This is a genomic window from Aquimarina sp. KJ22-3 (assembly GCF_055808215.1).
Window position 1 is genome coordinate 3,588,328 of sequence record NZ_CM147859.1, and the last position, 26,965, is coordinate 3,615,292.

Annotated in this window: 24 protein-coding genes and 2 pseudogenes; 17 read left to right on the top strand and 9 right to left on the bottom strand. The window is 36.5% G+C overall.

The window, feature by feature from the left end; translation table 11 throughout:
* Nucleotide 1: 1 nt before the first annotated feature.
* Nucleotides 2-538 (bottom strand): NADPH-dependent FMN reductase, encoded by a 537-nt coding sequence (locus AC0L3Q_RS16395; RefSeq protein WP_473281087.1) that lies wholly within the window; start codon nt 536-538, stop codon nt 2-4.
* 85 nt (nt 539-623) lie between these two features.
* Between AC0L3Q_RS16395 and AC0L3Q_RS16400 the strand changes: the two genes are divergently transcribed.
* The 7 genes from AC0L3Q_RS16400 (at nt 624) to AC0L3Q_RS16430 (ending at nt 6,878) form a co-directional block, all read left to right on the top strand.
* A complete protein-coding gene (locus AC0L3Q_RS16400; RefSeq protein ID WP_473281088.1) occupies nt 624-1,985 on the top strand; it encodes a DEAD/DEAH box helicase in 1,362 nt (453 codons plus the stop codon).
* A gap of 36 nt (nt 1,986-2,021) precedes the next feature.
* Nucleotides 2,022-2,570: a metal-dependent hydrolase gene (locus tag AC0L3Q_RS16405; RefSeq protein ID WP_473281089.1), complete on the top strand. Its 549-nt coding sequence runs from the start codon at nt 2,022-2,024 to the stop codon at nt 2,568-2,570.
* Nucleotides 2,567-3,328 (top strand): subclass B1 metallo-beta-lactamase, encoded by a 762-nt coding sequence (bla, locus tag AC0L3Q_RS16410; RefSeq protein WP_473281091.1) that lies wholly within the window; start codon nt 2,567-2,569, stop codon nt 3,326-3,328. The genes AC0L3Q_RS16405 and bla overlap by 4 nt, the downstream gene beginning before the upstream one ends.
* The gene (locus AC0L3Q_RS16415) at nt 3,325-5,091 is read left to right on the top strand and encodes an ABC transporter ATP-binding protein (protein ID WP_473281093.1); all 1,767 of its coding nucleotides are present in this window, start codon (nt 3,325-3,327) and stop codon (nt 5,089-5,091) included. Before bla ends, AC0L3Q_RS16415 begins: the two co-directional genes overlap by 4 nt.
* A 68-nt stretch (nt 5,092-5,159) precedes the next feature.
* On the top strand, nt 5,160-5,534 hold the full coding sequence (locus AC0L3Q_RS16420) for a hypothetical protein (RefSeq protein ID WP_473281095.1): 375 nt from the start codon (nt 5,160-5,162) through the stop codon (nt 5,532-5,534).
* A 23-nt stretch (nt 5,535-5,557) separates the two neighbouring features.
* Complete coding sequence (locus tag AC0L3Q_RS16425; protein WP_473281097.1) at nt 5,558-6,526, top strand: DUF3179 domain-containing protein; 969 nt, start codon at nt 5,558-5,560, stop codon at nt 6,524-6,526.
* Nucleotides 6,527-6,638: 112 nt separating this feature from the next.
* Complete coding sequence (locus AC0L3Q_RS16430) at nt 6,639-6,878, top strand: CDGSH iron-sulfur domain-containing protein (protein WP_473281099.1); 240 nt, start codon at nt 6,639-6,641, stop codon at nt 6,876-6,878.
* A 50-nt stretch (nt 6,879-6,928) separates the two neighbouring features.
* Here the strand turns inward: AC0L3Q_RS16430 and AC0L3Q_RS16435 are convergent, their stop codons facing one another.
* Genes AC0L3Q_RS16435 through AC0L3Q_RS16445 form a run of 3 tightly spaced genes read right to left on the bottom strand, consistent with a single transcriptional unit; the run spans nt 6,929 to nt 10,168 of the window.
* Nucleotides 6,929-8,245: a serine hydrolase domain-containing protein gene (locus AC0L3Q_RS16435; protein ID WP_473281101.1), complete on the bottom strand. Its 1,317-nt coding sequence runs from the start codon at nt 8,243-8,245 to the stop codon at nt 6,929-6,931.
* A 12-nt stretch (nt 8,246-8,257) separates the two neighbouring features.
* The gene (locus AC0L3Q_RS16440) at nt 8,258-8,671 is read right to left on the bottom strand and encodes a MotA/TolQ/ExbB proton channel family protein (RefSeq protein ID WP_473281102.1); all 414 of its coding nucleotides are present in this window, start codon (nt 8,669-8,671) and stop codon (nt 8,258-8,260) included.
* Between the two features lie 51 nt (nt 8,672-8,722).
* Nucleotides 8,723-10,168, bottom strand: coding sequence for an alpha/beta hydrolase family protein (locus AC0L3Q_RS16445; protein ID WP_473281104.1), 1,446 nt, complete (start codon nt 10,166-10,168; stop codon nt 8,723-8,725).
* Nucleotides 10,169-10,383: 215 nt separating this feature from the next.
* Between AC0L3Q_RS16445 and AC0L3Q_RS16450 the strand changes: the two genes are divergently transcribed.
* Entirely contained in the window at nt 10,384-11,460 is a 1,077-nt protein-coding gene (locus AC0L3Q_RS16450) for a sensor histidine kinase (protein ID WP_473281106.1), read from the top strand.
* Nucleotides 11,450-12,160, top strand: coding sequence for a LytR/AlgR family response regulator transcription factor (locus tag AC0L3Q_RS16455; RefSeq protein WP_473281108.1), 711 nt, complete (start codon nt 11,450-11,452; stop codon nt 12,158-12,160). Before AC0L3Q_RS16450 ends, AC0L3Q_RS16455 begins: the two co-directional genes overlap by 11 nt.
* A gap of 64 nt (nt 12,161-12,224) precedes the next feature.
* On the opposite strand, the gene lpdA is transcribed toward AC0L3Q_RS16455, so the two are convergent.
* The gene (lpdA, locus tag AC0L3Q_RS16460) at nt 12,225-13,631 is read right to left on the bottom strand and encodes a dihydrolipoyl dehydrogenase (RefSeq protein ID WP_473281109.1); all 1,407 of its coding nucleotides are present in this window, start codon (nt 13,629-13,631) and stop codon (nt 12,225-12,227) included.
* 214 nt (nt 13,632-13,845) lie between these two features.
* On the opposite strand from lpdA, the gene AC0L3Q_RS16465 reads away from it, so the two are divergent.
* Nucleotides 13,846-15,402, top strand: a complete 1,557-nt coding sequence (locus AC0L3Q_RS16465; RefSeq protein ID WP_473281111.1) for a hypothetical protein — start codon at nt 13,846-13,848, stop codon at nt 15,400-15,402.
* 74 nt (nt 15,403-15,476) lie between these two features.
* Here the strand turns inward: AC0L3Q_RS16465 and AC0L3Q_RS16470 are convergent, their stop codons facing one another.
* Both AC0L3Q_RS16470 and AC0L3Q_RS16475 read right to left on the bottom strand, forming a co-directional pair.
* Nucleotides 15,477-16,343, bottom strand: a complete 867-nt coding sequence (locus AC0L3Q_RS16470; protein ID WP_473281113.1) for an SMP-30/gluconolactonase/LRE family protein — start codon at nt 16,341-16,343, stop codon at nt 15,477-15,479.
* A gap of 125 nt (nt 16,344-16,468) precedes the next feature.
* Nucleotides 16,469-17,047: a Crp/Fnr family transcriptional regulator gene (locus AC0L3Q_RS16475; protein WP_073316296.1), complete on the bottom strand. Its 579-nt coding sequence runs from the start codon at nt 17,045-17,047 to the stop codon at nt 16,469-16,471.
* An 87-nt stretch (nt 17,048-17,134) separates the two neighbouring features.
* Here AC0L3Q_RS16475 and AC0L3Q_RS16480 point away from each other — a divergent pair.
* The 4 genes and pseudogenes from AC0L3Q_RS16480 to AC0L3Q_RS16495 form a co-directional block, all read left to right on the top strand.
* Nucleotides 17,135-17,526: pseudogene (locus AC0L3Q_RS16480) on the top strand (GNAT family N-acetyltransferase); the annotation flags it as partial.
* Nucleotides 17,527-17,675: 149 nt separating this feature from the next.
* Entirely contained in the window at nt 17,676-18,212 is a 537-nt protein-coding gene (locus tag AC0L3Q_RS16485; RefSeq protein WP_473281115.1) for a DUF4440 domain-containing protein, read from the top strand.
* 45 nt (nt 18,213-18,257) lie between these two features.
* Nucleotides 18,258-18,770, top strand: a complete 513-nt coding sequence (gene lspA, locus AC0L3Q_RS16490; protein ID WP_473281117.1) for a signal peptidase II — start codon at nt 18,258-18,260, stop codon at nt 18,768-18,770.
* 5 nt (nt 18,771-18,775) lie between these two features.
* Nucleotides 18,776-19,381, top strand: coding sequence for a carboxymuconolactone decarboxylase family protein (locus AC0L3Q_RS16495; protein WP_073316292.1), 606 nt, complete (start codon nt 18,776-18,778; stop codon nt 19,379-19,381).
* Nucleotides 19,382-19,464: 83 nt separating this feature from the next.
* On the opposite strand, the gene glyA is transcribed toward AC0L3Q_RS16495, so the two are convergent.
* A complete protein-coding gene (gene glyA, locus AC0L3Q_RS16500; RefSeq protein WP_073316291.1) occupies nt 19,465-20,739 on the bottom strand; it encodes a serine hydroxymethyltransferase in 1,275 nt (424 codons plus the stop codon).
* A 308-nt stretch (nt 20,740-21,047) separates the two neighbouring features.
* Between glyA and fahA the strand changes: the two genes are divergently transcribed.
* Together fahA and AC0L3Q_RS16510 are read left to right on the top strand one after the other, a co-directional pair.
* On the top strand, nt 21,048-22,328 hold the full coding sequence (gene fahA, locus AC0L3Q_RS16505; RefSeq protein ID WP_473281119.1) for a fumarylacetoacetase: 1,281 nt from the start codon (nt 21,048-21,050) through the stop codon (nt 22,326-22,328).
* Between the two features lie 107 nt (nt 22,329-22,435).
* A complete protein-coding gene (locus AC0L3Q_RS16510) occupies nt 22,436-23,623 on the top strand; it encodes a hypothetical protein (protein ID WP_473281121.1) in 1,188 nt (395 codons plus the stop codon).
* A 47-nt stretch (nt 23,624-23,670) separates the two neighbouring features.
* Here AC0L3Q_RS16510 and ytxJ read toward each other — a convergent pair whose 3' ends face one another.
* Nucleotides 23,671-24,066: a bacillithiol system redox-active protein YtxJ gene (ytxJ, locus tag AC0L3Q_RS16515; protein WP_473281123.1), complete on the bottom strand. Its 396-nt coding sequence runs from the start codon at nt 24,064-24,066 to the stop codon at nt 23,671-23,673.
* A 199-nt stretch (nt 24,067-24,265) separates the two neighbouring features.
* Here ytxJ and clpB point away from each other — a divergent pair.
* Nucleotides 24,266-26,865, top strand: a pseudogene (clpB, locus tag AC0L3Q_RS16520) (ATP-dependent chaperone ClpB).
* Nucleotides 26,866-26,965 lie beyond the last annotated feature (100 nt).

Here is a 26,965-nt window from a genome sequence, read left to right on the forward strand (position 1 = left end):
ATCATTTAATTTGATGTGCAAAAGTACTTATAACTTGTTTTAATCCCAACAAAAGTGTCTCGTCTGATACAGTATCAGATTCCATAGAAAAATTATCATAAAAAGAAGGAAAACTGAAACTCTCGATAATCTCACCTCCAAAACGCGGGAAAATACCTTTAGCGTATTCTAAGGAGCTTAATCCTCCTCTTTTTCCTGGAGAAGTACTCATCAATAATATTTTTTTGCCCTCCAAAAAATTACGATCCAGTCGAGACAACCAATCCACAATATTTTTGAAAAAAGCACCAAAACTTCCGTTGTGTTCATTAACCGAAATGATTAAAGCATCGGCTTCCGAAATTTCCTTTTTCAAACCCATAGCCATGGCAGGAAACCCTTTTTTCTCTTCATCTTCGCTATACATGGGCATAGTATAACTATTCAAATTCAAGACCATAATCTCATGTTCCTTAATCTCTGAGGCTACATACTTTACTAATTTGTGATTGATCGATGTGCTGCTGTTAGACCCGGCAAAAGCAAGAATCTTTTTCATATTTGTGTGATTTTGATTTCAAAATTAACCAAAATGCATACAGTCACAAAATAAGGCTACCTTTGTACCATCAAAATCGAAACCATTGACTTTTCAAGATCTTAATTTAAGTACTCAACTTTTAAACGCTCTAGACGATTTAGGGTTTACCACTCCTACTCCAATTCAGGAAAAAGCATTTCCAGTAGTCATGTCTGGTAAAGATGTGGTGGGGATAGCACAAACCGGTACGGGTAAAACCTATGCCTACATGCTTCCTATTTTGCGAATGCTTAAATATTCGGTTCAACAAAACCCAAGAGTTTTAGTGCTCGTTCCTACCCGCGAACTGGTAGTACAAGTAGTAGATGAAATTGAAAAGTTATCCACTTATATCAACGTTCGCATTGCTGGTGTATACGGGGGGACTAATATCAACACACAAAAACAAGTTGTTGCTCAGGGGTTAGATATTATTGTAGCAACCCCAGGTCGTTTGTATGATCTTGCAGTAAGTAGAGCACTGCAATTAAAATCCATACAAAAATTAGTAATCGACGAGGTAGATGTGATGATGGACCTAGGATTTAGGCATCAGCTGATGAACATTTTTGACATCCTACCACAGCAGCGGCAAAATATTATGTTCTCGGCAACGATGACCGAACAGGTTGAAGAAATCATAAAAGATATTTTTATCAATCCTAAAAAAATATCAATTGCCAAAAGTGGAACACCGTTAGAGAATATCAAACAATATGCATACAGTACAGCAAACTTTTATACCAAAGTAAATCTACTAGAATATCTTCTAGAAGATAACGAAGTGTTTCAAAAAACCTTGCTTTTTGTAGCTAACAAGCGTATGGCAGATCGTTTGTTTGAGCGATTCGAAAGAACATTCCCAGACCAATGCGCTGTTATTCATTCTAACAAAACTCAAAACTATCGCCTTCGAAGTATTGAACAGTTCGAAAGTGGGGAACATCGTATTTTGATCGCTACGGATGTTATGGCTAGAGGATTGGATATCGACGATATCTCTCATGTAATCAATGTGGATACTCCTGCATACCCAGAGAATTATATGCACCGTATCGGTAGAACGGGTAGAGCGCAAAAGAAAGGAAACGCCATCATCATGGTGACTTCGCAAGAGGAAGAATCTCTCGAAGCCATTGAAGCACTAATGGAAATGAAGATAGAACAGCTTTCTTTTCCGGAAGCTGTAGAAATTTCTGAAGAACTTACTCCAGAAGAGCAACCCAAAATCAAGGAAATCTATAACCCCCATAAACGTCCTAACGATGATGAAGCTGGTGCAGCCTTTCATGAAAAAAAGGAAAAAAACAAAAAAGTAAATCTGGGTGGAAAGTATAAACGAGAGATCAAAAAGAAGTACAAAAAACCCAAAACTCGTGGGGATAAGACGTTTAATCAAAAGAATAAAAAACGAAAGAAGCGATAATTCAAGATATTAAACGCTTAGAAACAATTGCTATTTATGGCTTCTATATTTACACATGGTTTCTTGGCATATGGTATTGGAAAGACCTTTCCCAAATCCATGATCAACACAAAATTCTGGATCCTTGGTATCTTATGTGCTATGTTACCAGATGCCGATGTGGCTGGGTTTAAATTTGGTATTGCTTATGAAGATTTTTGGGGACATCGCGGATTTTCGCATTCACTGGTTTTTGCAGTCTTGCTAGGATTTCTGGTTACCATCATTTTTTATCGAAGACACTTTTTCTCACGTACCGGGTTACTTTTAATCCTATACTTTACGCTATGCACAGCTTCTCATGGAGTTCTGGATGCTATGACTAGAGGTGGATTAGGGATTGCTTTTTTCTCACCATTTGATGATACCCGATATTTCTTTCCTTGGCGCCCAATCATGGTATCGCCTATTGGAGCCAGTAACTTTTTTGGAATTTGGGGCATTAAAGTATTGTTAAGTGAACTTATTTGGATCGGAATTCCCGTTGGGATTTATATCTTAGTTGTACGATTAATCAAAAAGAAGAAAAACCACCCGACCATATGAGGATCAATCCAATGAGTAAAGCACTCTTATTTGTATTTCTGTGTGCTCAATTCATTTCTTGCCAAACTCATAAAGATGTTGAAACAATTATTGTTTCAGAGGATTTAAAACTACTCAAAATCACCGATAACGCTTATATCCATATTTCTAATATTACTTTACAAAATGGAGCCCTATTTCCTTGTAATGGTTTTGTATACAAAAATGAGGGACAAGCCTATGTTTTTGATACTCCTGCAAATGATACTGCAACCAAAGAGCTGATCCAATGGCTTCAGGATGATCAAAAGCTAACTATAAGAGGAGTAGTTTTTAATCATCATCATAATGATTGTATCGAAGGAATGGATGTCTTTAAACAATACAATATCCCATCTATTGCTTCGCAAAAAACCGCATTTTTTATGCAACAAGAAAATTCAGGATCCGTGGATCGCATCTTCGAAAATAGCCTAGAGCTCACACTTGGAAATAAGACTATCATTAATAGATTTTTTGGAGAAGCGCATACAGCTGATAACATCATTTCGTATTTCCCAGAAGAGAAGATCATTTTCGGAGGGTGTATGATCAAAAGTCTTGAGGCAAGAAAAGGAAATCTAGCCGATGCCAATGTCATTGCATGGCCCTTTACCGTGCAAAACATCAAAAAGGCTTATCCTGAAGTTGCCATTGTAATCCCAGGTCATGGAGTGCATGGAGATAGCACATTACTGGATTATACTATTTCCTTATTTCAAACTAACGAAAACCAATGAATACAAAAGATAAAACAAAGAGCAAAAAGAAACCTAAGGTGAGCATGATCACCGCATTTAAAACTATTATTTGGCCAAGACGCAATTTGGTCTTTATTGGATTGGTTTTAATTATTTTTAATAGAATCGCTGGTTTAATCTTACCCTGGAAAAGTAAAGCTTTACTGGATGAAGTAATCCCTAGTAAAGATATGGGTGAATTATACGAACTATTGATCATAGTAGGGTTGGCCATATTGATTCAAGCGACCACGTCATTTCTTTTAACTCGAATTTTGAGTGTGCAGGCGCAATACCTCATCTCAGAATTACGTGCCCAAGTGCAAAAAAAGGTGCTTTCCTTACCTATTAGTTTTTTTGACAACACCAAGTCCGGCTCTCTTGTATCACGAATTATGAGTGATGTTGAAGGAGTGCGAAATTTGATCGGTACAGGATTAGTACAACTGGTTGGCGGTACGTTTACAGCCATTGTTTCTTTGATTCTTTTAATTTACATCAATCCCTGGATGACCTTATTTGTGCTTGTTCCTGTTACTTTATTTGGCATCATCGCTCTTAAAGCCTTCAAATATATTCGACCTATTTTTAGAGCTCGAGGTGAAATTAATGCCGAAGTAAAAGGTCGACTTACTGAAACGCTAGCAGGTGTAAGAGTCATTAAAGGATTTAATGCCGAAAAACAAGAAAATAAGATTTTTGAAAGAGGAGTTGATCGATTGTTTCAAAATGTAAAAAAGAGTTTGACCGCCACTGCGTTAATGACAAGTTCTTCTACTTTCCTTTTGGCAGGTATTGCCTCTACAGGAATCATGGGGATCGGTGGTTATTTTATGATGCAAGACAGTATGACCACAGGTGATTTTCTGTTTTTTACTATGGTGCTTGCCTTTATGATCGCCCCTATTGTACAAATGAGCAATATTGGAAGTCAATTAACCGAAGCCCTAGCTGGTTTGGACAGGACTGAAGAATTGATGAACATGACTCCCGAAGAAGAGATTGAGGACCGAAATATTGTTTTGGACCAAATCGATGGTGATATTATTTTCGACAATGTGAGTTTTGCCTATGAAGAAGGAAAAGAAGTATTGCACAACATAAGCTTTAGGGCTCAGTCTGGTTCGGTAACTGCTTTGGTAGGAAGCTCAGGTTCTGGAAAATCTACCATTGCAGGATTGGCAGCTACTTTTCTCAATCCAAAATCCGGGATCATTACCATAGATAGCCATGATATCTCTAAAGTAAAACTCAAGAGTTACCGTAAGAATCTGGGAGTGGTACTCCAGGATGAATTTTTGTTTGAAGGTACTATTCGGGAAAACATTCTTTTCCCTCGTCCTGATGCCACCGAGGCACAATTACAATCTGCAGTAAAGGCGGCTTACGTAAATGAATTTACAGATCGCTTTGAAGATGGATTAGACACTTTAATCGGAGAACGAGGGGTGAAATTATCCGGAGGACAACGTCAGCGTATCGCGATAGCCAGAGCTATATTGGCCGATCCAAAAATTATTATTCTAGACGAAGCCACATCGAATCTGGATACCGAAAGCGAAGCCTTGATACAGAAAAGTCTTGCCGAACTCATGAAAGGACGTACCACATTTGTGATTGCCCACAGATTAAGCACCATAAAAAAAGCAGATCAGATACTTGTTATCGAATCTGGAAACATTGCGGAGCGTGGTACCCATGATGAATTAATTAAAGCCGAGGGCAGGTATTTTGACCTGTATACCTACCAGGCTCGAATTTAATTCTCTAAAGTTTCCTTAAAATCTGTTGATATCCACTATCCATAACGACTTACCTAAAAAGTAAGTCTATGAAAAAGATTGTGTTTATCCTTTTGGCGTGTCTGCAATTAGGAACCTTGGAAGCTCAAAACAATACTCATTTTCCCAAACAGGATTACGATTATTTTCTAGATTTTTTTGCCACCAGAGATCGTAATACACATCAAAAAGCGTTAATATACATTGATGATAACTGGTCTGAAGATTTTGAAGCTTTGGCTATAGAGAGCTTGTATTTTTTAAAAAGCCCCTCTACCTCAAGTAAGCTTTTGAATATCTTGCAAAAAAAACCGGTAAAAATTACACCTACGATTTCAATCAATGGTACGAGTATCTTTGGAACAAAGATGCTACGTATAATGAGGGATATTACTTTTTTAAAGCCGCTTTACATAGAGCGATAGATTCCAGATTTGCTAAGTATTTTTTGAGTCGCCAAGGTCAATCTAAAATCCGATTAGATGAAGTACGTTGGGGTGGTGTTATCCAGGATGGGATTCCTCCATTGCGAAATCCCAATATGATCAACGCCAATCAGGCCTCCTATTTGGAAGATGATCATATCGTATTTGGGATATCGATTAATGGAGATACACGAGCTTATCCCAAACGAATTTTGGCTTGGCACGAAATGTTTACCGATCAGGTTGGAGGAGTTCCGGTAGCTGGGGTGTATTGCACACTTTGTGGTACTGTTATTCTCTATAAAACTGAACAAAATGGCGTGCAATACCAAATGGGTACCAGTGGTTTTTTATATCGTTCTAACAAATTAATGTATGATAAAAAGACACAATCTTTATGGAACACCTTATGGGGAAAGCCAGTTATTGGCCCTTTGGTTGATAAAGGGATTGAACTCGAATACCTTAGTGTGGTCACCACCACTTGGGGCGAATGGAAAAAGAGGCATCCGGAAACTAAAGTATTGTCTCTTAAAACTGGACATGATCGTAATTATGACGAAGGGATTGCCTACAAAGACTACTTTTCTACAGATGAGTTAATGTTTAATATTCCTAAAAACGATAAAAGATTAAAAAACAAACAAGAAATTCTGGCCATACGACTACCCGGAGAGACTGAAGAAAACATTGCCATTTCTTCCAAATATCTACGAAAGAATCCAATACATACCGGTGTAATCCATCAAAAAAGCTTTATTGTATTTACGGATAAAAGCGGAGCACATCGGGTATATTTCAACAAAACCATTGAATTTGCAGCTTATGATGGGCAGTCTAAAGCAACCGATAGTAAAGGCAACTCCTGGCAGTTGGAAGAAGAAGAATTAATCAATACGAAAACGCAAGAGGTTTTAAAAAGAGTTCCTACACACAATGCGTTTTGGTTTGGTTATAAAGCAGCTTTTCCTGATGTTACTCTAATAAAATAAAGAACGCTCCTCATAATTGGATGACTCCTTTTTCTATTGAAAAATGATCGTATTTAGAACCAGTCTTAACGCTCATTTTAATACATTTAAATACACAAAAAATCGTTTAGCTATGAAAAATGTAAAAAAAGCGGGTGATGCTCCTATTCCCTGTCAATTAGAAGCAGATAAAAATTATGCCTGGTGTAGTTGTGGTTTTAGTTCTGACCAACCTTTTTGCAACGGAAACCATAAAAAAGAAGACGGTACCGATCCAGTAATTTTTAAGGTTGAAGCATCTAAAGAAGCATATTTATGTACCTGTAAACAAACCAAAAACCCTCCTTATTGCGATGGGTCTCACAAAAACTAAAATTATGAAGCTCTAATTTATTTCCTTCAATTAGAACTTCATATCTTATATTATTCTCTTATTAATTCTGTGGTTTTGGCGCCCAGGTGTAATACCATTTTATCCTGCTCTGGAAAAAATTGAATTTGCACTCCCGTTTGATCAGATTTAAACACATCTTTTTCGTAAGATTCTACCGGAAATGTGGGTCCATTCTTCGCATTAACAATCAGTAATGTATCTTCTTTGGTGATTTTTATTTGATGTGGAAACTTGTTTGCCTTATACACGCCCAAATACGAATCTAACTCTTCGGTTCTCAAGGCTAAAGGAGGTTTGAACTCAGGGAACTCATATGGAGCTCCGAAGTATATTTTGGCTACTCCCATTAATATATCGGTTAACCCTAGGACAACTCCATTGGACAAATATGTAATGATCAGTTCGTTTTCAGGAATGTAAATCGCAATGGATTGAAAACCATCTATTCCTCCAGAATGCCCGTAATTTTCTCCATCTGTATATGGAAATTCCATTAAGCCCAAACCAAATCGATCTACCAATCGTTTCATCTCATCCAATGATTTATCAGAGACTAGTTTCCCTTTGAATAAACTATTATAAAAAATGGCTACATCTTTTGGTGTAGATATAATAGCACCTGCTGCTGCCGGAACACTCATATCTGTTTCTGGCTGTGCCACCCAATTGGCATGTAGCATATAGGAATTCGCTTCGTTATTAGCTATATCAATTTTGGCACCGTAGCTTGTATTTTTCAAGTCACAAGGCATCACTATTCGTGATTTCAAAATCTCTGCATAACTCTTGTTTTCAATATCCTCCAGAATATAACCCAGTAGTAGATAGTTCGTGTTCGAGTATTTTGCTTTTTTGTTGGGTTTGAATTGTATTTCTTTTTCTACCATTCGGTCCAACATCTCGGTTCTGGTATTAGGTCTTAGCATCCACTGTCTAAAATCTTTATCTCCTGTTATATTAAAAAGACCACTACGATGCCTTAAGAGGTGCTCGATAGTAATTTTGTCGGCATTCGGCATTTGCGGAAAATACGTACTAAGCGGAGTATCGAGAGTTAACTTACCTTCGTCTATCAATTGCATGATTAGCGTAGCTGTAAATGTTTTGGTGATAGAGCCTATTCTGTATTTTGTTTCACTATTGGCTAACAATTTTTCAGCTACATCGGCATAACCTATAGACCGAGCATATACTTCATTACCTGCCTTGTGAATGGACAAACTTCCCATTGCCTTATTTTTTTGCGATAAATGAGTAAGAAAACTGTCTAACTTTTGTGTATTGACCATTTGTGCCTGTATAGTTACAGCAACAAATAGTAACAGCATCGTGATTGATTTTTGCATGATATTTGTCTTTTATTCTTCTTTTTGCACCCAGGTGAATACTGTTGTCGCTGCTCTGGAAACCACAAATACAAAACAGCCGAATAAGGTAGGTAATGCTGATACTTTTAATCCTCCAGCCAGCATGCTGGTAGAAATATCTCCTAACATTTCTATACGATCGAACGCTTCTATAAGCCCAATAAGCTGCCCCAAAATACCCCAAACCAAGATTAGCAGTCCTAAGGAGTTAATCAGTTTTATGTATTTTGAAGACCAACGTTTTTCTCGATAGAATACCCATATACTCTTTATGACCAAAAACAGTATTACTAAAAGAACCATCAAAATTGGTACCATAAAAAATGGACCTCCTTCATGTAAGAGTTGAAAGACAGGGAATGATGCAGATTGATCTTGAGATTGAATAAAAAATAGTGATATCATAATAACTGGTGTTTAATTTATAAATAATATGTGAGCGATAATGCTCGAAGGTTATTTTTTCTTGATCATTTCTATTTCAGGATACTGTTCTGAAGAAAATTCTTTATAAAGTGCAATAGACTTACTTCGAAGATGTTTATCAAAAAACGCTAAAACCAATTGATTGGTAATGTCGCTCATTCGTTTGGGTGCAATAGTTCCTGTTTCTGTTAAGGCATTAATTTTGGTCCAATACGAAAGATCTCCAAAATTGGTATGCGTACTGGATGCAATAGTAGCTAGGTAGTAATCCCCTCTGGTAATACGATCGTAGATGTAAAAATTGGGGGTAAAGAATTCTTTATAATTTCTATCGGCATGCATGACCAGCAATGACACCTTCAGAGTTGTATCGATTGCTCTTCCCCACTGCGCTCCGTCTAAATTAATCACTCCTTTAACTCTTGAGTCTACAGCAGCATTTTGAACGACCGCAGCTCCACCCCAGGAATGTCCCATAAGACCAATGTTGTTTACATCAAATTTTTGAAAAAACACACTATCCGGATTATTATTCAGCAGTTCGATTTGATCCAGTACAAAAGAAATATCGTCCGACCATCGATCCAAACTTTCAAAATATGGCAGATGTTGGATCACCTTACTCAACAATTCATATTTTCTAGTGGTATCTTTTTCTTGTTTAAAAAGTTCATTGGTTTCATTTACAAACTTAAAATCAACATCCTCATTCATTTTTTTGATGTTCTCTTCACTCCATCGGATTCGTTCTCCTTCATACTCTGTTAAAAATGATTCATACATATGATCAATACCCACAACCATATATCCTTTGCTTACCATTTCTTCAACAAGTGTAGTATACATTTTAGCGCTCCATGTTAAGCCATGAGACAATACCACTACGGGTAAGCGCTTGTTTTTGATTATGGGTAAAAGTCGTTGTGTATGCGTTTTGGTAAGGTTAAAATGAGAGGCCATAAACGTAGGCATACCTTTACTTTGTGCAAACACTTCGGCATATCCATCATCCAGATATCGTTCAGGCTCGGTAATCTTTTTTGAAGAAGGATACCAGATATGAACCGTCAGTTTTCTTCTATCATCATCAACCTCTGTAATCAATTCGGGTCTGGATTGATCTTCAAAATACAAAGTATCTACTCCTACGGTATAATCCCCGGTTGGCTTTGGAAACTTGATTACTGGCATGACCATACCTAAAACAAATGCTACAATAGATAACAACATCCCCAAACCGGATCCTATTCCTCTTATCCATCGGTTGATCCTGGGACGAACATAAAAGAGTATTCCAATCACAAATGAAACATATCCCAAATACATTTGCCATCTGCTTTGCTCAATCAGTAAGTGTAGTACCAGAAATAGTTTCGCGCTGTACAATATCCATTTCTTGATTGATGAGTTCTTAAGAAAAATGCTGATAAAAAAAGCTATAACACTTAGTAAAAAAGTAATCTCTAAAATTCGCATTGAAGAATGATTTTGATATTGATTCGGAACAAAATTAAGATCAAAGAGACCTCAACATTTTTAATTTCGATCAATGACCAAATTAGCATTGCATATAGCAGGTCCAGTTACAAATGTTGTTCAAAATGTCAAAAGAGGGAGCAATTCAGTTATTCACCTCATTAATCATGCTGTTTTAAAAAATATACGGATATTAGAAGCGTATCCATAATGTGATGATCTCAAAAGAATTTATTTTCAAAAAAATCGCGCAAATAATATTACACGCTGCCTTTTGGACGATTGTGTTGTTTTGTTATACCTATTTCTTTGGATACAATACTAATGACATTCATTATGTGTTTTCGTTCTCTTTGTTTTTGATGCCAGTAACCATGGGAACAACATATACGGTGATCGAACTGTTGATTCCTAAATATCTGTTTCAGCAGAAGTATTTGCTCTTTGTCTTATACTGTATATACACCATTATAGTTTCTGCTTATTTTATTGTGATTTCCTTTTTTTATGGGCTGATATTTCTTACTGAAACAAAAGTTGCCGATATGGCTCCCATGACAAGAAGTCCCCTATTCCTTTTTATCGCGGTATACTTTGTGGTTTTTATCGCCAGTGCTTTAAACCTTGCTTATCGCAACTACAAATCCATTACGGCGAATCAACAGCTAACTCATAAAATTCTGGAGACACAATTAAAGTTGAAAGAACAAGAACTTCAGTACTTAAAAATGCAGATTCATCCTCATTTTCTTTTTAATACATTAAATACGATGTATGGATTTGCCATCAAAAAATCTGAAGAAACTCCTGAACTTATTCTAAAACTCTCAAATCTTCTGGATTACTTGCTGTATCAAAGTGATAAACCTATGGTTCCTTTACAAGAGGAAATAGAGCACATCAAAGATTATGTCGCTCTGGAAAAAATGCGTTTTAGAGATAGCTTGGCTATTGAAGTAGACCTACCTGTAGTAAATAGCACCATAGAAATCCCTCCTATGTTACTTATCCCTTTTGTAGAGAACAGTTTCAAACACGGACAAATACGAAATGATAAATTATATATCTATATCAAACTTACACTTACTGGTGACGAATTGTATTTTCACATCAAAAATTCGATTCAAAATGACGAAGCTGAACATTCGCCAGGAATTGGCTTAAGCAATGTCCAAAAACGCCTTGAACTTCTATTCAAAAATAACTATCAATTAGAAACGCATAAAGACTGTGAGTGGTACACCTCCAAATTACAATTAAACATTTCAAAATCTTCGGTTAATGAATACTAAAGTTTCCTGCATCATAGTAGACGATGAACCTACGGCACGGGATATCATCAAAGATCATTTAAGTAAAATAGATCGAATCGAAATTATTGCAATTTGCGCCAATGCTATGGATGCCTTTAGCTGTATTAATGAAAAAGCTGTGGATTTGATTTTTTTGGATATACACATGCCTGGTATTTCTGGCATTTCATTTGCCCGATCCATTAATAAAAACATTAAAATCATTTTTACTACTGCCTACAGAGAATATGCTATCGATGGTTTTGACTTGCATGCTGTAGATTATTTATTAAAACCAATCTCTTTTGAACGCTTATTGAAATCATTGAACAATTACTTTGAAGTGTATCAAAAACCTACTAAAGATATTCAAGAGAATTCATTGCATACAGATTACATTTTTGTACGGTCGGACCGACGTATGAAACGAATAGATTTTTCTGATATTTTATATATCGAAAGCTATAGTGATTACTTAAAAATACATTGTACTTCTGGAGTGATCACAACCCGAGAGACTATTAGTAATATGCAGTCCAAACTCCCTACGCAAGACTTTATTCGTATCCACCGTTCTTTTGTTGTGGCTATATCCAAAATAGATTCTTTTTCTAATGAAGAAGTTGTAGTAGGCAACAAATCACTCCCTATCAGCAGGAACTATAAGACCGGGGTTCTAAAAACACTCGAACAGCTATAACTTCATCAAATAAAAAAGGCGAACTTCTTAAGCTCGCCTTTTTTATATTTATATTCTTATTCCTTTACATATGCAAAGGTCTATTATCTGTAGCTGCCAAGGCCGCTTCTTTTACTGCTTCTGTAAAAGTAGGGTGTGCATGCGACATACGTGAAATATCTTCGGCAGATGCTCTAAACTCCATAGCGGTTACTGCTTCGGCTATGATATCTGCACAACGTGCTCCGATCATGTGTACCCCTAGTACCTCATCAGTTTTTTCATCAGCCAAAATCTTAACAAATCCATCTAAATCAGCACTCGCTCTAGATCTTCCTAACGCTCTAAACGAAAACTGACCTGATTTGTAGGCTACACCGGCTTCTTTTAATTCTTCTTCGGTTTTACCAACTGCAGCAACTTCTGGCCAGGTATAAACCACTCCAGGTATCAGGTTATAGTCGATATGCGGCTTTTGCCCTGCTAATGTTTCTGCCACAAAAACTCCTTCTTCTTCGGCCTTATGGGCTAACATCGCTCCTTTTACCACATCTCCAATAGCATAAATATTAGGCACATTGGTTTGCAAATGATCGTTTACCTCAACCTGTCCTCTTTCATTAATTTTTACTCCGGCAGCTTCAGCATTTAATCCATCGGTATAAGGACGACGCCCTACAGACACCAAACAATAATCACCTTTGAATTGTACCGGATTTCCTTTTTTGTCATCTGCAGTTACAGTTACTTGTTTCGCTGTAGCTTTTACTTCGGTAACCTTATGAGAAGTGTAGAATTTCACTCCTTGCTTTTTCAATACTTTCTGTAATTCTCTGGATAAAGCTTTGTCCATTCCTGGAATAATTCTATCCATATATTCTACCACAGAAACCTCGGCTCCCAAACGGCGATATACTTGTCCTAGCTCCAATCCTATAACACCACCACCTATAATCACCATGTGTTTTGGTACTTCTTTTAACTTTAACGCTTCTGTAGAAGTAATCACTCTCTTTTTATCTATTTTGATAAAAGGTAATGTTGAAGGTTTTGAACCTGTGGCGATGATTGTATTTTTCGCTTCGATGGTTTCTGTTGTTCCGTCTGCCTTTGTAATGTCGATATGAGTAGCATCTTTAAAAGCACCAACACCTTCATACACCTCGATATTATTTTTCTTCATCAAGAAATCCACTCCTCCTGTAGTTTGATCTACTACTGCTTGCTTACGAGCGATCATTTTTTCGAGATTGATTTTTACTTCTCCAGGAATTTCAATTCCATGATCAGCAAAATGCTTTACTGCATGCTCATAGTGATGAGAAGAATCTAGCAATGCCTTACTGGGGATACACCCTACGTTAAGACAAGTTCCACCAAGTGTTGAATATTTTTCGATTATTGCAGTTTTCATACCTAGTTGTGCGCATCGAATAGCGGCTACATATCCACCAGGTCCAGAGCCAATCACGGCTACATCATATGTACTCATAATAGATTATTATGTTGTCGTATTAATAGTGAACAACAAATGTACGAATGTTTTATTTCTTACAGAAGTACAGGGATTCTGAAATTTTTGCCAAAAAGCAATATTAAGACTACATAAAAAGTTATACATTTAACTCAAATTAGATATTGATATTTCGATCAAAGTATGACTTGATTTGCAAAGAGATATCTCTTCTCTAAAAAACCAAAACATAATGCGCTATTTATCAGCACTTTTCTTACTTATAGTGATTATTTTCTGGAGTTCCTGTCGTAAGGATTTCGAATCAGGACCAAGTATAGGGAATCTAGAATTTTCGGTAGATACTCTTTTTCTGGATACCGTTTTTACAAACATCAGCTCGAGTACTTATAGTTTTAGAGTATATAATAGAACAAATGATGACTTTACCATTCCAACCATAGCCCTAGAACGTGGAGAGAGTTCTAATTACAGACTTAATGTAGATGGTATCCCTGGAAAATCCTTTGAAGATATTCAAGTTTTGGCAAAAGACAGTATTTTCATCTTTGTAGAAACCACTACGGATATTACCTCACAAACTAATGATCTGGAGTTTTTATACACCGATCGTATTATTTTTGATGCAGGAGGAATTCCACAGGATGTAGATTTGGTTACCTTGGTCAAAGATGCCATTTTTCTATTCCCTTCTCGGGATGCGATGACCGGAGAAGTCGAGACCTTATTATTAGGAGTCGACAATGAAAATAATGAGATCCGTATAGAAGGGTTCTTTCTGGACAATGATCAACTCAATTTCACCAACGAAAAGCCTTACGTAATTTATGGATATGCTGCGGTACCTAGTGGACAAACCCTGGTTATAGATCCTGGTGCAAGAATCCATTTTCATGCTAATTCTGGATTGATTGTAGCCAATAATGCCACATTACAAGTTAATGGAGAGTTGAGTACAGATCCCGAACGTATGGAAAATGAAGTCATTTTTGAAGGAGATCGATTAGAACCCGGTTTTAGTGATATCCCGGGACAATGGGGCACCATTTGGTTAACAGCTGGAAGTACAGGGCATACCATTAATCATGCAACCATAAAGAATGCTACAGCAGGTATATTGATGGATTCTAATGATGGAGGTCCTGACCCTACTCTCACCATAACGAATACGCAGATATATAATTCTTCAAACGTTGGTTTATTGGCCAGAACGGCCAACATTCTCGGAGAGAATATTGTCATCAATAATGCTGGACAGGTTGCTTTAAATTGTTCCTTAGGAGGCACCTACAATTTTAATCATTGTACTTTTACGAATTACTCGAGCATAGGAACTGGATTTAGACAACTGCCATCTGTTTTGATTGATAATAATCTGCAAATCAGCGATACCGAAGTTGTAGTCGCGGATTTATTGGCTGCTAATTTTACGAATTGTATTATTTACGGTAATCAGGATTTAGAACTTTTATTTAGTCGTGTAGATGGAACTGCTTTTAATTATAATTTCCAAAATAGTTTGATTCGATTTAATGACTTTAATGATCGGTTTGTAGATGATCCGTTATATGATTTTGATAATACATCTCTTTTTGAGAACATCATCTTTAATGAAGATCCCGACTTCAAAGCACCATTTAATAACATGTTGAATATTGGTGACAATTCTGCTGCCAATGGCAGAGCCAGTACTCCTACTTCGGGAACCGATATTCTGGGTACAACACGAAATCCTACGGCCCCGGATATTGGTGCGTACGAAAGTACCGTTTTTGAGGATGGAAATTAACTATGAAATACAATGTATAAAAAAGCGCTTTCGACAAATTGAAAGCGCTTTTTTATTACACGATCATCTTATTTCTATTCTGATAATTGATACGCTGTCATCTTTCCATCTAGCATCTGCGGTACGAGTAACAGCTTCTCTTCTTTATTTAAGAAAATATCCGCAGCACCCGGATTTGAATCCAAAACTTCAGACACCTCTCCTTTTTGATCAATCGCATACACCCCTCCTGCTATCCAATCTGAGATCAGAAATTGGGAATCATATGTTATCAAACCATCATAATTCCCTTTGGGTCCAGTGATATCCTTGATTTGCTTGGTCGACAGATCTATTGACATTAATTTTCCCGGGACTTCAGTTTCAAAAGTTTTTGGGTTAGTGACCACTCCCCAGCTTGCCACATATAGTTTATTATCTACAATTTTGAGTCCATTGGGATAGTCCAATTTTTCATCTTTTAACCAAAGTTCAATTTTCTTATCCTTGATGCTATAAATCGCTTTCCCGCCAAAGGTATCCGTAACATACACGGTGCCATTAGCATCTATTTCAATATCGTTTAGAAAAGTAGCTTTTTCTGCTATGAGTCGGTCTAGAACTTTCCCGGTACTGATATCTACTATTACTACCACATCGATATCGGCGATATATAAATGGTTATTATACAACCCAAGGCCTTTTGGTGCATTCAACCCTGCAATCCATTTTTTTGTTTTGATGTCACCATCAGTGGTTACTATGGAAATATATCCCAATCCGTTTTTCTCGGAAGGTTGCCCAGCCACATTCGACACATAATACACCTTGTTTTCCTTATCAAAAACAACAGATTCTGGCGCTTCCAAACCGTTAACCTCCCAAATCTTTTCCGCCTTTTGAGCACGTACATTAACAAATAATAACACCATAATGCCCATCCATATCATATTTTGTTTCATAATCATAAATTTTAAAATCAAACATTTTAAAGTACATCTCTAATTCTGAGGTACTATTTGATTTCAAAAGTATAACCAACGTGTCTGCTAAAAATTGATATATGATAAGAAAGGGATGTACTAACTTAAGAGTTCTTTTTGACTTGTTTTCGAATCCTGCTTAAGCTTTCCGGAGTAATTCCAAGATAAGAGGCGATCTGATAATTTTTTACGCGTTGCTCGATATTTGGATAACTTTGTAAAAAAGCATCATAACGCTCTTCGGCAGTGTTATTTAAATTGGAAAGTATTCTTTTTTGAAAGGCAACAAAAGCATTTTCAAGTTGTCTACGGAAGAAACGTTCTAATTTAGGAACCTCTTCAAACAGCAATAAAATATCTTTTTTATTGACGCGTAGTAGCTCTGTATCTTCGATACATTCTATATTCAAGATAGATTTAGCTCCAGTGTAATAAGCTATATAATCACTAGACCACCAATTTTCAACGGCAAACTGCAAAGTATGTTCCTTTGCATCTCGATCCAATAAATACGTCCGCAAACATCCACTTATCACGTAGTATTGATGATTGATGTATTGCCCAGAATGCATCACTTGATCTTTCTTTTGAAAAGAGATGGGTTCGAAATAGCCTAAAACCTTCTCAAATTCAGCGCTGGTAAGATCAACTTCTTTGGATAAGTGTTGCTGTAATGGGTGCATATCACAAAATACATATAATGTTTGGTATACAAAGAAAGCATTTTTGAAAGAAAAACATATTTTAGTCTTCTCTTTAGCAACAACCTTATGAACACTTACATTTTCTCATCGCAACGCCTTAGTTTTCGGGAATGGTCAACGGATGATCTTGAAGCTTTATATCAAATCAATAATGATGATAACGTTATGGAATTTTTCCCTTTTAAACCCTCAAAAGAGGATACCGAGGATTTTATTAGAAGAATGCAAAGCATGTATAAGGAACAAGGGTTTTGTTATTTTGCTGTAGACATCTTGGAAAATCAGGAGTTCATAGGGTTTATAGGGCTATCCGAACAAACCTACTTAACAAAACTTGGAACCTTTGTAGATATCGGATGGCGCTTAAAAAAAGTATCTGGAATCAAGGGTATGCTACAGAAGGCGCTAAAGCGTGCCTGGATTATGGTTATCATCAAATTGGTTTGGATACCATATATTCTGTCGCGCCAGAAATTAATGTAAAATCCGAACTCATAATGAAAAAAATAGGAATGGAAAGAATAGAAACCTTTTTGCATCCTAAACTGGAGAACTATCCAGAATTGTTATCTTGTGTATTGTATAAAAAGTCAAAATCTTAATTCTCATGCTATCTAAATATATTCCGAACTTTATATTGCTTTCAATTGTGATCTGCGGAATGCAACAAAGTATTGCCCAAAAAGCAACCATACACGACAAAATCAATGCAGATATTTATGAGAACTTTTCCAAAGCTTTTGAAACATTGGATTATGACCTTTTTGCATCTATACACAGCAAAGAAATGATACGAATTTCAGGAAATGGTGGAGAGATAAAAACAGTTTCTCAATATTTGGAAGGATATCAAAAAAGATGGAGCGAACCCAATAGAAAACCTGCAAAAATCAGCTTCAGACTTTTTGAAAGAATCCTATCGGATTCGCTGATTTCTGACCGAGGTATTTATCGTGTGTATTACACCAATAAAAACAATGAAGAAAAAACATCTTATGGACAATTTCATCTTTTATTAAAATTAGAAGGCAAAAATTGGAAAATCACCCTGGATTACGACTCGAACGAGAACAGAACCATCAACAGCGAAAAATATGAAGAAGCTTTTCCTATTACAGATTTCAAAGACTATTGGAAACAGTAAATAAAGCTACTCTTGACTAATTTTAATATAAATCATCCTTTTAATATGTCCATAAAAATTGCTAAAAAACTAAGAATTACTTTCATATTAGCTTTAGTGCTACTCAACGTAAGTTGTGATCAGGTTTCAAAAAACGTAGTGCGACAAACGATAGCAAAGGAAGAAAGAATTCACGTAATAAAAGATAGTTTTGTATTGACCAAAGTCGAAAACGAAGGTGCGGCATGGAGTGTTGGATCTGATTTATCTCCTATATTGAAAGTCATTTTCTTACAAATCATTCCGACTTTGGTTTTGGTCTTTTTACTTCGCCATATACTGATACAAACCAAATACAAAAAAGAAACCGTTGTAGGTTTTGCCTTTATTATAGGTGGTGGTATTGGGAATCTATTTGACCGTATTGTACATAACTCTGTTACCGATTTCCTAATTCTGGATCTCGGGCTTATCAAAACCGAAATTTTCAATCTTGCAGATGTTTCGATTATGGTTGGTTCTATTCTGGTATTGTTCAGTGTTTTGGTAAACAAAGACGAAATCTTATTTAAAAAGTAAAAAGCATGAGTTGGATAAAAGAAATTCCATACGATCAAGCCACCGGGCAATTAAAAAAGATATATGATCGTGTAAAAGGCCCGAATAACAACATCGATAATGTATTATCAATACATAGCTTAAGACCTCACTCTTTAATAGGCCATATGGGACTGTATAAAAACGTACTCCATAATTCTAACAATACGCTGCCCAAATGGTATTTGGAAACGCTAGGTGTATATGTAAGTTCGCTGAATCGATGTAGTTACTGTGTGGATCATCATGCCGAAGGTTTGAAACGATTATTACAAGACGACCATAAATTTCAGGAGATTAAAACTTGTCTTCTCAATGACGATGTAGAAGCACATTTTAAATATCAATTCCTTGCTGGATTAGCATACGCTAAAAAGCTTACGCTAGCGCATCACACTATTACCGAATCAGATATTCATGCGCTACGAGATCAAAATTTGACGGATGGGGAGATTCTGGAAATCAACCAGGTGGTTAGCTATTTTAATTATGTAAACCGAACAGTGGTAGGTCTTGGCGTAAACACTGAAGGTGATATCATTGGTTTATCCCCTAACGACAGTGCAGATCCAGATAACTGGGAACATTCTTAAAAATTGTTTTGCGTAATTTTTTAAAATAAAAAAACCAGTACCGATACTTCGATACTGGTTCTCAAAATTTGTAATCTTACTGATTAGCTTACAAACAATGGCTTATCAGCCATCATTGCATTAACTTCGTCAGCTATCTTGTGTAATTCTTCTTCGTTTTCTACGTTAACGATTACTTTATCGATTAATTCTACAATCTGAAGCATATCGTCTTCTTTTAGACCTCTGGTGGTAACTGCAGAAACTCCTATACGAATCCCTGAAGTAACAAATGGTGATTTATCATCAAACGGAACCATGTTTTTGTTCACGGTAATTTCCGCAACACCCAAAGCTTCTTCAGCTTGTTTTCCGGTCACGTTTTTATTTCTTAGGTCAATCAACATCATATGATTGTCTGTACCTCCAGAAATTACCTCATATCCTTTTTTCACGAATGCCTCTGCCATCACAGCAGCATTTTTCTTCACCTGTACAATATAGTGTAAGAACTCATCGGTTAATGCTTCTCCAAATGCGATTGCTTTTGCCGCAATGATATGTTCTAGTGGACCTCCCTGGTTACCAGGGAAAACAGCACTATCAAACATCGAAGACATCATTCGTTTTTTACCACTTTTCAAAGTAATTCCAAATGGGTTTTCAAAATCTTCTCCCATTAGGATCAACCCTCCTCTTGGTCCACGAAGTGTTTTATGGGTAGTTGTAGTTACTACATGGCAATAAGGAACAGGGTCTGATATTACTCCTTTAGCGATCAAACCTGCTGGGTGTGCAATATCAGCCATAAGAATAGCACCTACGCTATCTGCTATTTCTCTGAATCTTTTGTAATCAATTTCTCTGGAATATGCAGAAGCACCTGCAATGATCAATTGTGGTTGCTCTGCTTCAGCAATCTCCTGGATCTTGTCATAATTTAAACGTCCGGTTTCTTTCTCCACTCCATAAAAAACAGGATTGTATAATTTTCCTGAAAAATTCACAGGAGAACCATGGGTTAAATGTCCACCATGAGAAAGATCAAAACCTAGTATTTTATCTCCAGGTTTCAAACAAGCATGATATACTGCTGTATTGGCTTGAGATCCAGAATGAGGTTGAACATTAGCATAGGCCGCACCGAATAATTCTTTGGCACGATCGATGGCAATTTGCTCAACAACATCTACCACAGCACACCCACCGTAATATCTTTTACCGGGGTATCCTTCGGCGTACTTATTGGTTAATACTGATCCGGCAGCCTCCATTACTTGTTCACTCACAAAGTTTTCAGAAGCTATAAGCTCTAATCCGTTGATCTGACGTTCTTTTTCGTCTTGAATCAAATCAAAAATTTGTTCGTCGCGTTGCATGTATTCCTAGTTTGTTAATAAAAAAGCAAAAATAGGGAATCCTTTCTTTACAATTACCTAAACAATCCTTAATAAATATGAACAATTTGTTCACAGTTCAAGATTCTTTCTTCTTTAAGAAATAGCCCAATCTAAAATGCAATTTTCAGCAGTAAAATCATAGATCGTTTATCGAAAAAACTCCATAATTTTGAGGGTTATCATTCCTTAAGAATCTTTTAATTATTTTTCACAGAATTAAAAACCAAGAAACGTTCTAAAATTATATATTTGATTATTCGAATTAGCAATAACATAAAAAAACAACGATGCCAATAACTGCAAATAATCCGGATAGAAAGACCTGGATTGAAACTACAGTAAATACTGACTTTCCTATACAAAACATACCGTTTGGAGTGTTTCTGACAAGAGATGATATCATTACTATAGGAACAAGAATTGGTGATACAGCAATAGATCTTGGTGCTCTACATCAATTGGGATACTTTGATGGAATCCCCTTAACCGATGATATTTTTCTTCAGGATTCACTAAATGATTTTATTTCTGATGGTAAAAAAACATGGAGACTAGTAAGAAATAGAATTGCAGAAATCTTTGATGCAAAAAATGATGCGTTAAAAAATAATGAAGATCATAAAAAGGCAGTTCTTTTTTCTTTGGATGAAATTGAAATGCAATTGCCGGTTAGTGTAGGAGATTATACCGATTTTTACAGCAGTATAGAACACGCTACTAATGTAGGTACCATGTTTAGAGGAAAGGAAAATGCATTAATGCCAAACTGGTTGCATCTTCCGGTAGGATATCATGGTCGTAGTAGCTCTATTATTCCTTCTGGAATTCCGATCCATCGACCGCAAGGACAAAAACTAACCAATGGAGCTACAGAGCCTATTTTTGGACCTTCACGTTTAGTAGACTTTGAACTTGAAATGGCGTTTATCACCACCGATGCCAATGCACTTGGAGAACCTATTCCTATCGAAGAAGCTGAAGATTACATTTTTGGTTTGGTATTATTTAACGATTGGAGTGCCAGAGATATTCAAAAATGGGAGTATGTGCCGCTAGGTCCTTTCTTAGGTAAAAACTTTGCCTCTTCTATTTCTCCATGGATTGTTACTTTGGATGCATTAGAGCCTTATAGAACTGATGGTCCTAAGCCGTTAAAAGAACCTTTACCTTATCTTCAATCTACAGGGAAGAAAAGTTTTGATATCAATCTGGAAGTGGCGATCCAACCAGAAAATGAAGAAGAAACTATCGTATGCGAGAGTAATTTCAAGTATATGTACTGGAATATGTCTCAACAGCTAGCACACCATACCATTAATGGATGTCCCGTGAACTCTGGAGACATGATGGGAAGTGGTACATTATCTGGACCAACACCTAATTCTTATGGATCGATGCTGGAATTAAGTTGGCGAGGAGAAAAACCAGTACAGCTTAAAAGCGGTGGAAGTCGAAAGTTTATCGAAGATAATGACACCGTAATCATGAGAGGATATTGTGAGAAATCAGGAGTTCGTATTGGATTTGGAGAAGTATCCTCCAAACTACTGCCTATCTTCAAAAAATAAGAACTCAAAAAACATCTTTTAAACCTCGAAAACAAAGGTTTCGAGGTTTTTTGTTATTTTGTGGCATCAAAATTGATTTTGTATCCCAAATCTAAAAAACAAACGACATGAAAAAACTACTACTTTTATTCTCTTTGCTCGTTATAGTATCTTCTTGTAGTAGTGTCAAAGAAACAGAAAAGGCACTGAATACCGGAAACTATGACCAGGCAATTAACATTGCTTTAAACAAGCTCCGAACAAATAAAGAAAAGAAAGGTAAGCAACCTTATATCTTAATGTTAGAACAGGCCTATGCAAAGGTCGTGGATCGGGATAAGAATGCTGTGAGCTACATGGAAAAAGAAGGGAATCCAGCAAATCTGGAACGAATTTATACTACCCTAGAGTCCATGAGAAAAAGACAGGAAAGGATAAAACCATTATTACCTCTTTATGTTATAGAACAAGGTCGTAATGCCAACTTCTTAATGGAAAATTATGATCAAAAAATCATATCTACCAAAGAAAAACTGTCTGATTACTTATATAACAATGCAAAAAACCTGCTGTCTAATGCAAGACAGAAAGCGGACTATCGCGCAGTCTATGACGATTTGGTATATCTAGATAAAATCAATCCGAACTATAAGAATACGCTGAATCTAATCGAGGAAGCACATTATAAGGGTATTGATTTTGTAAAAGTGAATATGAAAAATAGCACCAATGTAATCATACCAAAAAGATTAGAAGAGGACCTACTTAATTTTGGGACCTACGGACTAAATGATCTATGGACCGTATATCATAGTCAACCTCAAAACAAGGTAAATTATGATTATGCAATGGAAGTAACTTTCAGAGATATTCAAATTTCTCCAGAGCAGGTTAGAGAACGACAATTACAAAAAGAAAAGTTGATCAAAGACGGTTGGGAATACCTTTTGGATGAAAATGGCGAAGTGGTTAAAGATGAAGAAGGAAACAAGGTTAAGGTAGATAAGATGGTAAAAGTATTTTGCGAATACTATGAGTTTACTCAATTCAAATCTGCCAGAGTTACGGGTAATGTGCAATACAAGAACCTAAGAACAAGACAGCTTCTGGAAGCGTTCCCACTGGCAAGCGAATATGTTTTTGAACATATCTATGCCAATTACAACGGTGACAAAAGAGCCTTGGATGATGATTTAGTCAGATTCTTAGGATTACAAGCTGTAAGATTTCCATCGAATGAACAAATGGTCTATGATTCTGGTGAGGATCTGAAAAATAAATTGAAAAATATTATTACGAGTTATAGATTTCAATAAATCAAAATAAAAAAGGGGGGTGTTCAACCTCCCTTTTTTATTTTATACTATACAAATTGATGTATCACCTGTGGGGTAATCATACTATGAGAAGAATGATGCACTGCAACTCCATTTCTTATCACGATCATTTGAGGTGATTCATGAAATACCTGAAACTTTGCTGCTATCTCGGCAGAAATATCTCTAAAGTTCAATAAGTCCAAATAATACAGATCAATTTGATCCGCAGACAAATCAAAACTACTCTCAAAATTTCGAATTACCATTCTACTAATTCCACATCGTGTAGAATGTTTGAATATCACCTGAGTTTTCGTTTTTGATCTTTTAGCGATAACATCCAATTGATCCAGTCTGGTGATCTGCTGCCATGGCAACGCTTCTTTTTCTTCCTTACCTTCTTTTTCTCCAGATCCAAATAGTTTTCCGAATAATCCCATTTCTTTGTTTTAATTTGTTACAAACTTACGCAAATGATTCCTATCTTTAAATAGGGTATTCCTTTTGGTCGCTACACAATACAAAATATTACAAAACGTCAAAAAGTCAGCAAAACCAATAGCTTACAAGACATTTTGACATTAAAACTAAATAGGAATACAATTTGATTCTATGGAGACGAACTCAAAATAAACAACAATGAATTTTAATAATTTCACTATAAAATCACAAGAAGCGATACAGCAGGCGCAACAGCTTGCCCAAAGTTTCGGACATCAGCAAATTGAGAATGAACATATTTTCAAGGCTATCCTTACGGTAGATGAAAATGTACTTCCATTCTTGCTTAAGAAATTGAATGTAAATATTGCTTTACTTCAAAAAGTATTGGATAGCACATTAGAAAGTTTTCCTAAAGTGACAGGAGGAGATATACAACTATCTCGAGAAGCAGGCACATCGCTAAATGAAGCCAGCATCGTTGCCAAAAAAATGAATGATGAATATGTTTCTATAGAACATTTGGTAATTGCTATTTTTAAATCGAAGAGTAAAATTGCTCAGATTCTCAAAGATCAGGGAGTAACTCAAAAAGATTTGAACGAAGCAATCAATGAGATCAGACAAGGAGAACGCGTAACCTCACAAAGTGCAGAAGACACTTATCAATCCCTAAACAAATACGCCAAAAACCTAAATGAACTGGCAGAAAGCGGAAAATTGGATCCTGTAATTGGTCGAGATGAAGAAATCCGAAGAATACTGCAGATCCTCTCCAGAAGAACCAAAAACAACCCTATGTTGATTGGAGAACCCGGGGTAGGTAAAACGGCAATTGCAGAAGGACTAGCACATCGAATCATTGCGGGAGATATCCCTGAAAATTTGAAAGATAAGAGAATTTTCTCTCTAGATATGGGAGCTCTTATCGCCGGAGCAAAGTTTAAAGGAGAATTTGAAGAGCGATTAAAAGCGGTAGTAAAAGAGGTGACCTCTAGCGATGGAGATATCGTATTGTTCATAGACGAAATCCACACCTTGGTAGGTGCCGGAGGTGGGCAGGGAGCCATGGATGCAGCCAACATCTTGAAACCTGCACTAGCCAGAGGAGAACTGAGAGCTATCGGGGCTACTACCTTGGACGAATACCAAAAGTATTTTGAAAAGGACAAAGCACTAGAAAGAAGATTTCAAAAAGTAACCGTAGACGAGCCCGATACCGAAAGTGCGATCTCAATTTTAAGAGGAATCAAAGAAAAATACGAGACGCATCACAAAGTTCGAATCAAAGATGAGGCAATCATTGCTGCGGTAGAGCTTTCTCAGCGTTATATTACCAATAGATTTTTACCGGATAAGGCCATTGATTTAATGGATGAAGCCGCTTCTAAGCTTAGAATGGAAATCAATTCTAAACCTGAAGAACTGGATGTGCTAGACCGCAAGGTGATGCAACTAGAAATAGAGATTGAAGCCATCAAAAGAGAAAATGATGCAGCCAAATTAGGTGCTTTAAACAGTGATTTGGCAAATCTAAAAGAAGAGCGAAATGAAATCTTTGCGAAGTGGCAAAGCGAGAAAGAAGTTGTAGATAGCATTCAGAATACCAAAAAAGATATTGAAGAATATAAACTGGAAGCTGAGCGTGCGGAACGAAATGGAGATTACGGTAAAGTGGCCGAAATACGATACGGAAAAATTAAGGAAGCGCAACAAGAGCTTGAGCAACTTCAAAAACAACTAGAACAACAACAAAGCAGTACTTCTTTAATTAAGGAAGAGGTAACCAATGATGATATTGCCGAAGTGGTGGCCAAATGGACAGGCATCCCTGTTACGAGAATGTTACAAAGCGAAAGAGAAAAGTTACTTGTTCTTGAAGAAGAGCTTCAAAAACGTGTTGTAGGGCAAGAAGAAGCGATACAAGCTGTGAGTGATGCTGTACGAAGAAGCAGAGCTGGATTACAGGATCAAAAAAACCAATTGGTTCCTTCCTATTCTTGGGTACTACCGGAGTTGGTAAAACCGAATTAGCCAAAGCGCTTGCTGAATTTTTATTTAACGACGAAAGTGCCATGACCCGAATAGATATGAGTGAGTATCAAGAACGTCATTCGGTTAGCAGATTGGTAGGAGCGCCTCCTGGATATGTGGGATATGATGAAGGTGGGCAGCTTACAGAAGCAGTGAGAAGAAAACCGTATTCTGTGGTTCTACTCGATGAGATAGAAAAAGCGCATCCAGATACCTTTAATATTCTGTTGCAAGTTCTTGACGAAGGTAGACTTACGGATAATAAAGGTAGAACGGCTGATTTCAGAAATACGATTATCATCATGACTAGTAATATGGGTAGCCATATTATTCAGGATAAGCTAGAAGGAATCAAAGATATGGATACCGCGATGGAAGCCGCCAAGGTGGAAGTTTTAGGTCTATTAAAACAAACGGTTCGCCCAGAGTTTTTGAATAGAATAGATGATATAGTAATGTTTTCACCATTGACCAAATCCAATATCAAAGAGATTGTAAAACTTCAGCTTGAAAATGTTTCTGAAATGTTGAAACAACAAAGCATAACTTTGGATGCTACCGAGGAAGCTATCGTTTATCTTTCAGAAAGAGGGTTTCAACCAGAATTTGGAGCAAGACCTATCAAAAGAACCATTCAAAAAGAGGTGCTGAATAAGTTATCAAAAGAGATTTTGGCCGGTAAAGTTTCAACAGATAGTATCATTTTACTGGATGAATTTGACGATAATCTGGTTTTTAGGAACCAAGAAAACCTGGTTAGTTAACATAAAAAACTGTTAAAAACAGCATAAAACAGTCTATAACACTCAGTTATAGACTGTTTTATTTTTCCATTTTGAAAAAAATGAACAGGTTGAATATTCT

Excerpts from the sequence above, each read along its gene's own strand:
- AC0L3Q_RS16395 (WP_473281087.1), bottom strand. The coding sequence starts at position 538 with ATGAAAAAGATTCTTGCTTTTGCCGGGTCTAACAGCAGCACATCGATC.
- AC0L3Q_RS16405 (WP_473281089.1), top strand. The coding sequence starts at position 2,022 with ATGGCTTCTATATTTACACATGGTTTCTTGGCATATGGTATTGGAAAG.
- bla (WP_473281091.1), top strand. The coding sequence starts at position 2,567 with ATGAGGATCAATCCAATGAGTAAAGCACTCTTATTTGTATTTCTGTGT.
- AC0L3Q_RS16415 (WP_473281093.1), top strand. The coding sequence starts at position 3,325 with ATGAATACAAAAGATAAAACAAAGAGCAAAAAGAAACCTAAGGTGAGC.
- AC0L3Q_RS16420 (WP_473281095.1), top strand. The coding sequence starts at position 5,160 with ATGAAAAAGATTGTGTTTATCCTTTTGGCGTGTCTGCAATTAGGAACC.
- AC0L3Q_RS16430 (WP_473281099.1), top strand. The coding sequence starts at position 6,639 with ATGAAAAATGTAAAAAAAGCGGGTGATGCTCCTATTCCCTGTCAATTA.
- AC0L3Q_RS16435 (WP_473281101.1), bottom strand. The coding sequence starts at position 8,245 with ATGCAAAAATCAATCACGATGCTGTTACTATTTGTTGCTGTAACTATA.
- AC0L3Q_RS16440 (WP_473281102.1), bottom strand. The coding sequence starts at position 8,671 with ATGATATCACTATTTTTTATTCAATCTCAAGATCAATCTGCATCATTC.
- AC0L3Q_RS16445 (WP_473281104.1), bottom strand. The coding sequence starts at position 10,168 with ATGCGAATTTTAGAGATTACTTTTTTACTAAGTGTTATAGCTTTTTTT.
- AC0L3Q_RS16450 (WP_473281106.1), top strand. The coding sequence starts at position 10,384 with ATGATCTCAAAAGAATTTATTTTCAAAAAAATCGCGCAAATAATATTA.
- AC0L3Q_RS16455 (WP_473281108.1), top strand. The coding sequence starts at position 11,450 with ATGAATACTAAAGTTTCCTGCATCATAGTAGACGATGAACCTACGGCA.
- lpdA (WP_473281109.1), bottom strand. The coding sequence starts at position 13,631 with ATGAGTACATATGATGTAGCCGTGATTGGCTCTGGACCTGGTGGATAT.
- AC0L3Q_RS16465 (WP_473281111.1), top strand. The coding sequence starts at position 13,846 with ATGCGCTATTTATCAGCACTTTTCTTACTTATAGTGATTATTTTCTGG.
- AC0L3Q_RS16470 (WP_473281113.1), bottom strand. The coding sequence starts at position 16,343 with ATGAAACAAAATATGATATGGATGGGCATTATGGTGTTATTATTTGTT.
- AC0L3Q_RS16475 (WP_073316296.1), bottom strand. The coding sequence starts at position 17,047 with ATGCACCCATTACAGCAACACTTATCCAAAGAAGTTGATCTTACCAGC.
- AC0L3Q_RS16485 (WP_473281115.1), top strand. The coding sequence starts at position 17,676 with ATGCTATCTAAATATATTCCGAACTTTATATTGCTTTCAATTGTGATC.
- lspA (WP_473281117.1), top strand. The coding sequence starts at position 18,258 with ATGTCCATAAAAATTGCTAAAAAACTAAGAATTACTTTCATATTAGCT.
- AC0L3Q_RS16495 (WP_073316292.1), top strand. The coding sequence starts at position 18,776 with ATGAGTTGGATAAAAGAAATTCCATACGATCAAGCCACCGGGCAATTA.
- glyA (WP_073316291.1), bottom strand. The coding sequence starts at position 20,739 with ATGCAACGCGACGAACAAATTTTTGATTTGATTCAAGACGAAAAAGAA.
- fahA (WP_473281119.1), top strand. The coding sequence starts at position 21,048 with ATGCCAATAACTGCAAATAATCCGGATAGAAAGACCTGGATTGAAACT.
- AC0L3Q_RS16510 (WP_473281121.1), top strand. The coding sequence starts at position 22,436 with ATGAAAAAACTACTACTTTTATTCTCTTTGCTCGTTATAGTATCTTCT.
- ytxJ (WP_473281123.1), bottom strand. The coding sequence starts at position 24,066 with ATGGGATTATTCGGAAAACTATTTGGATCTGGAGAAAAAGAAGGTAAG.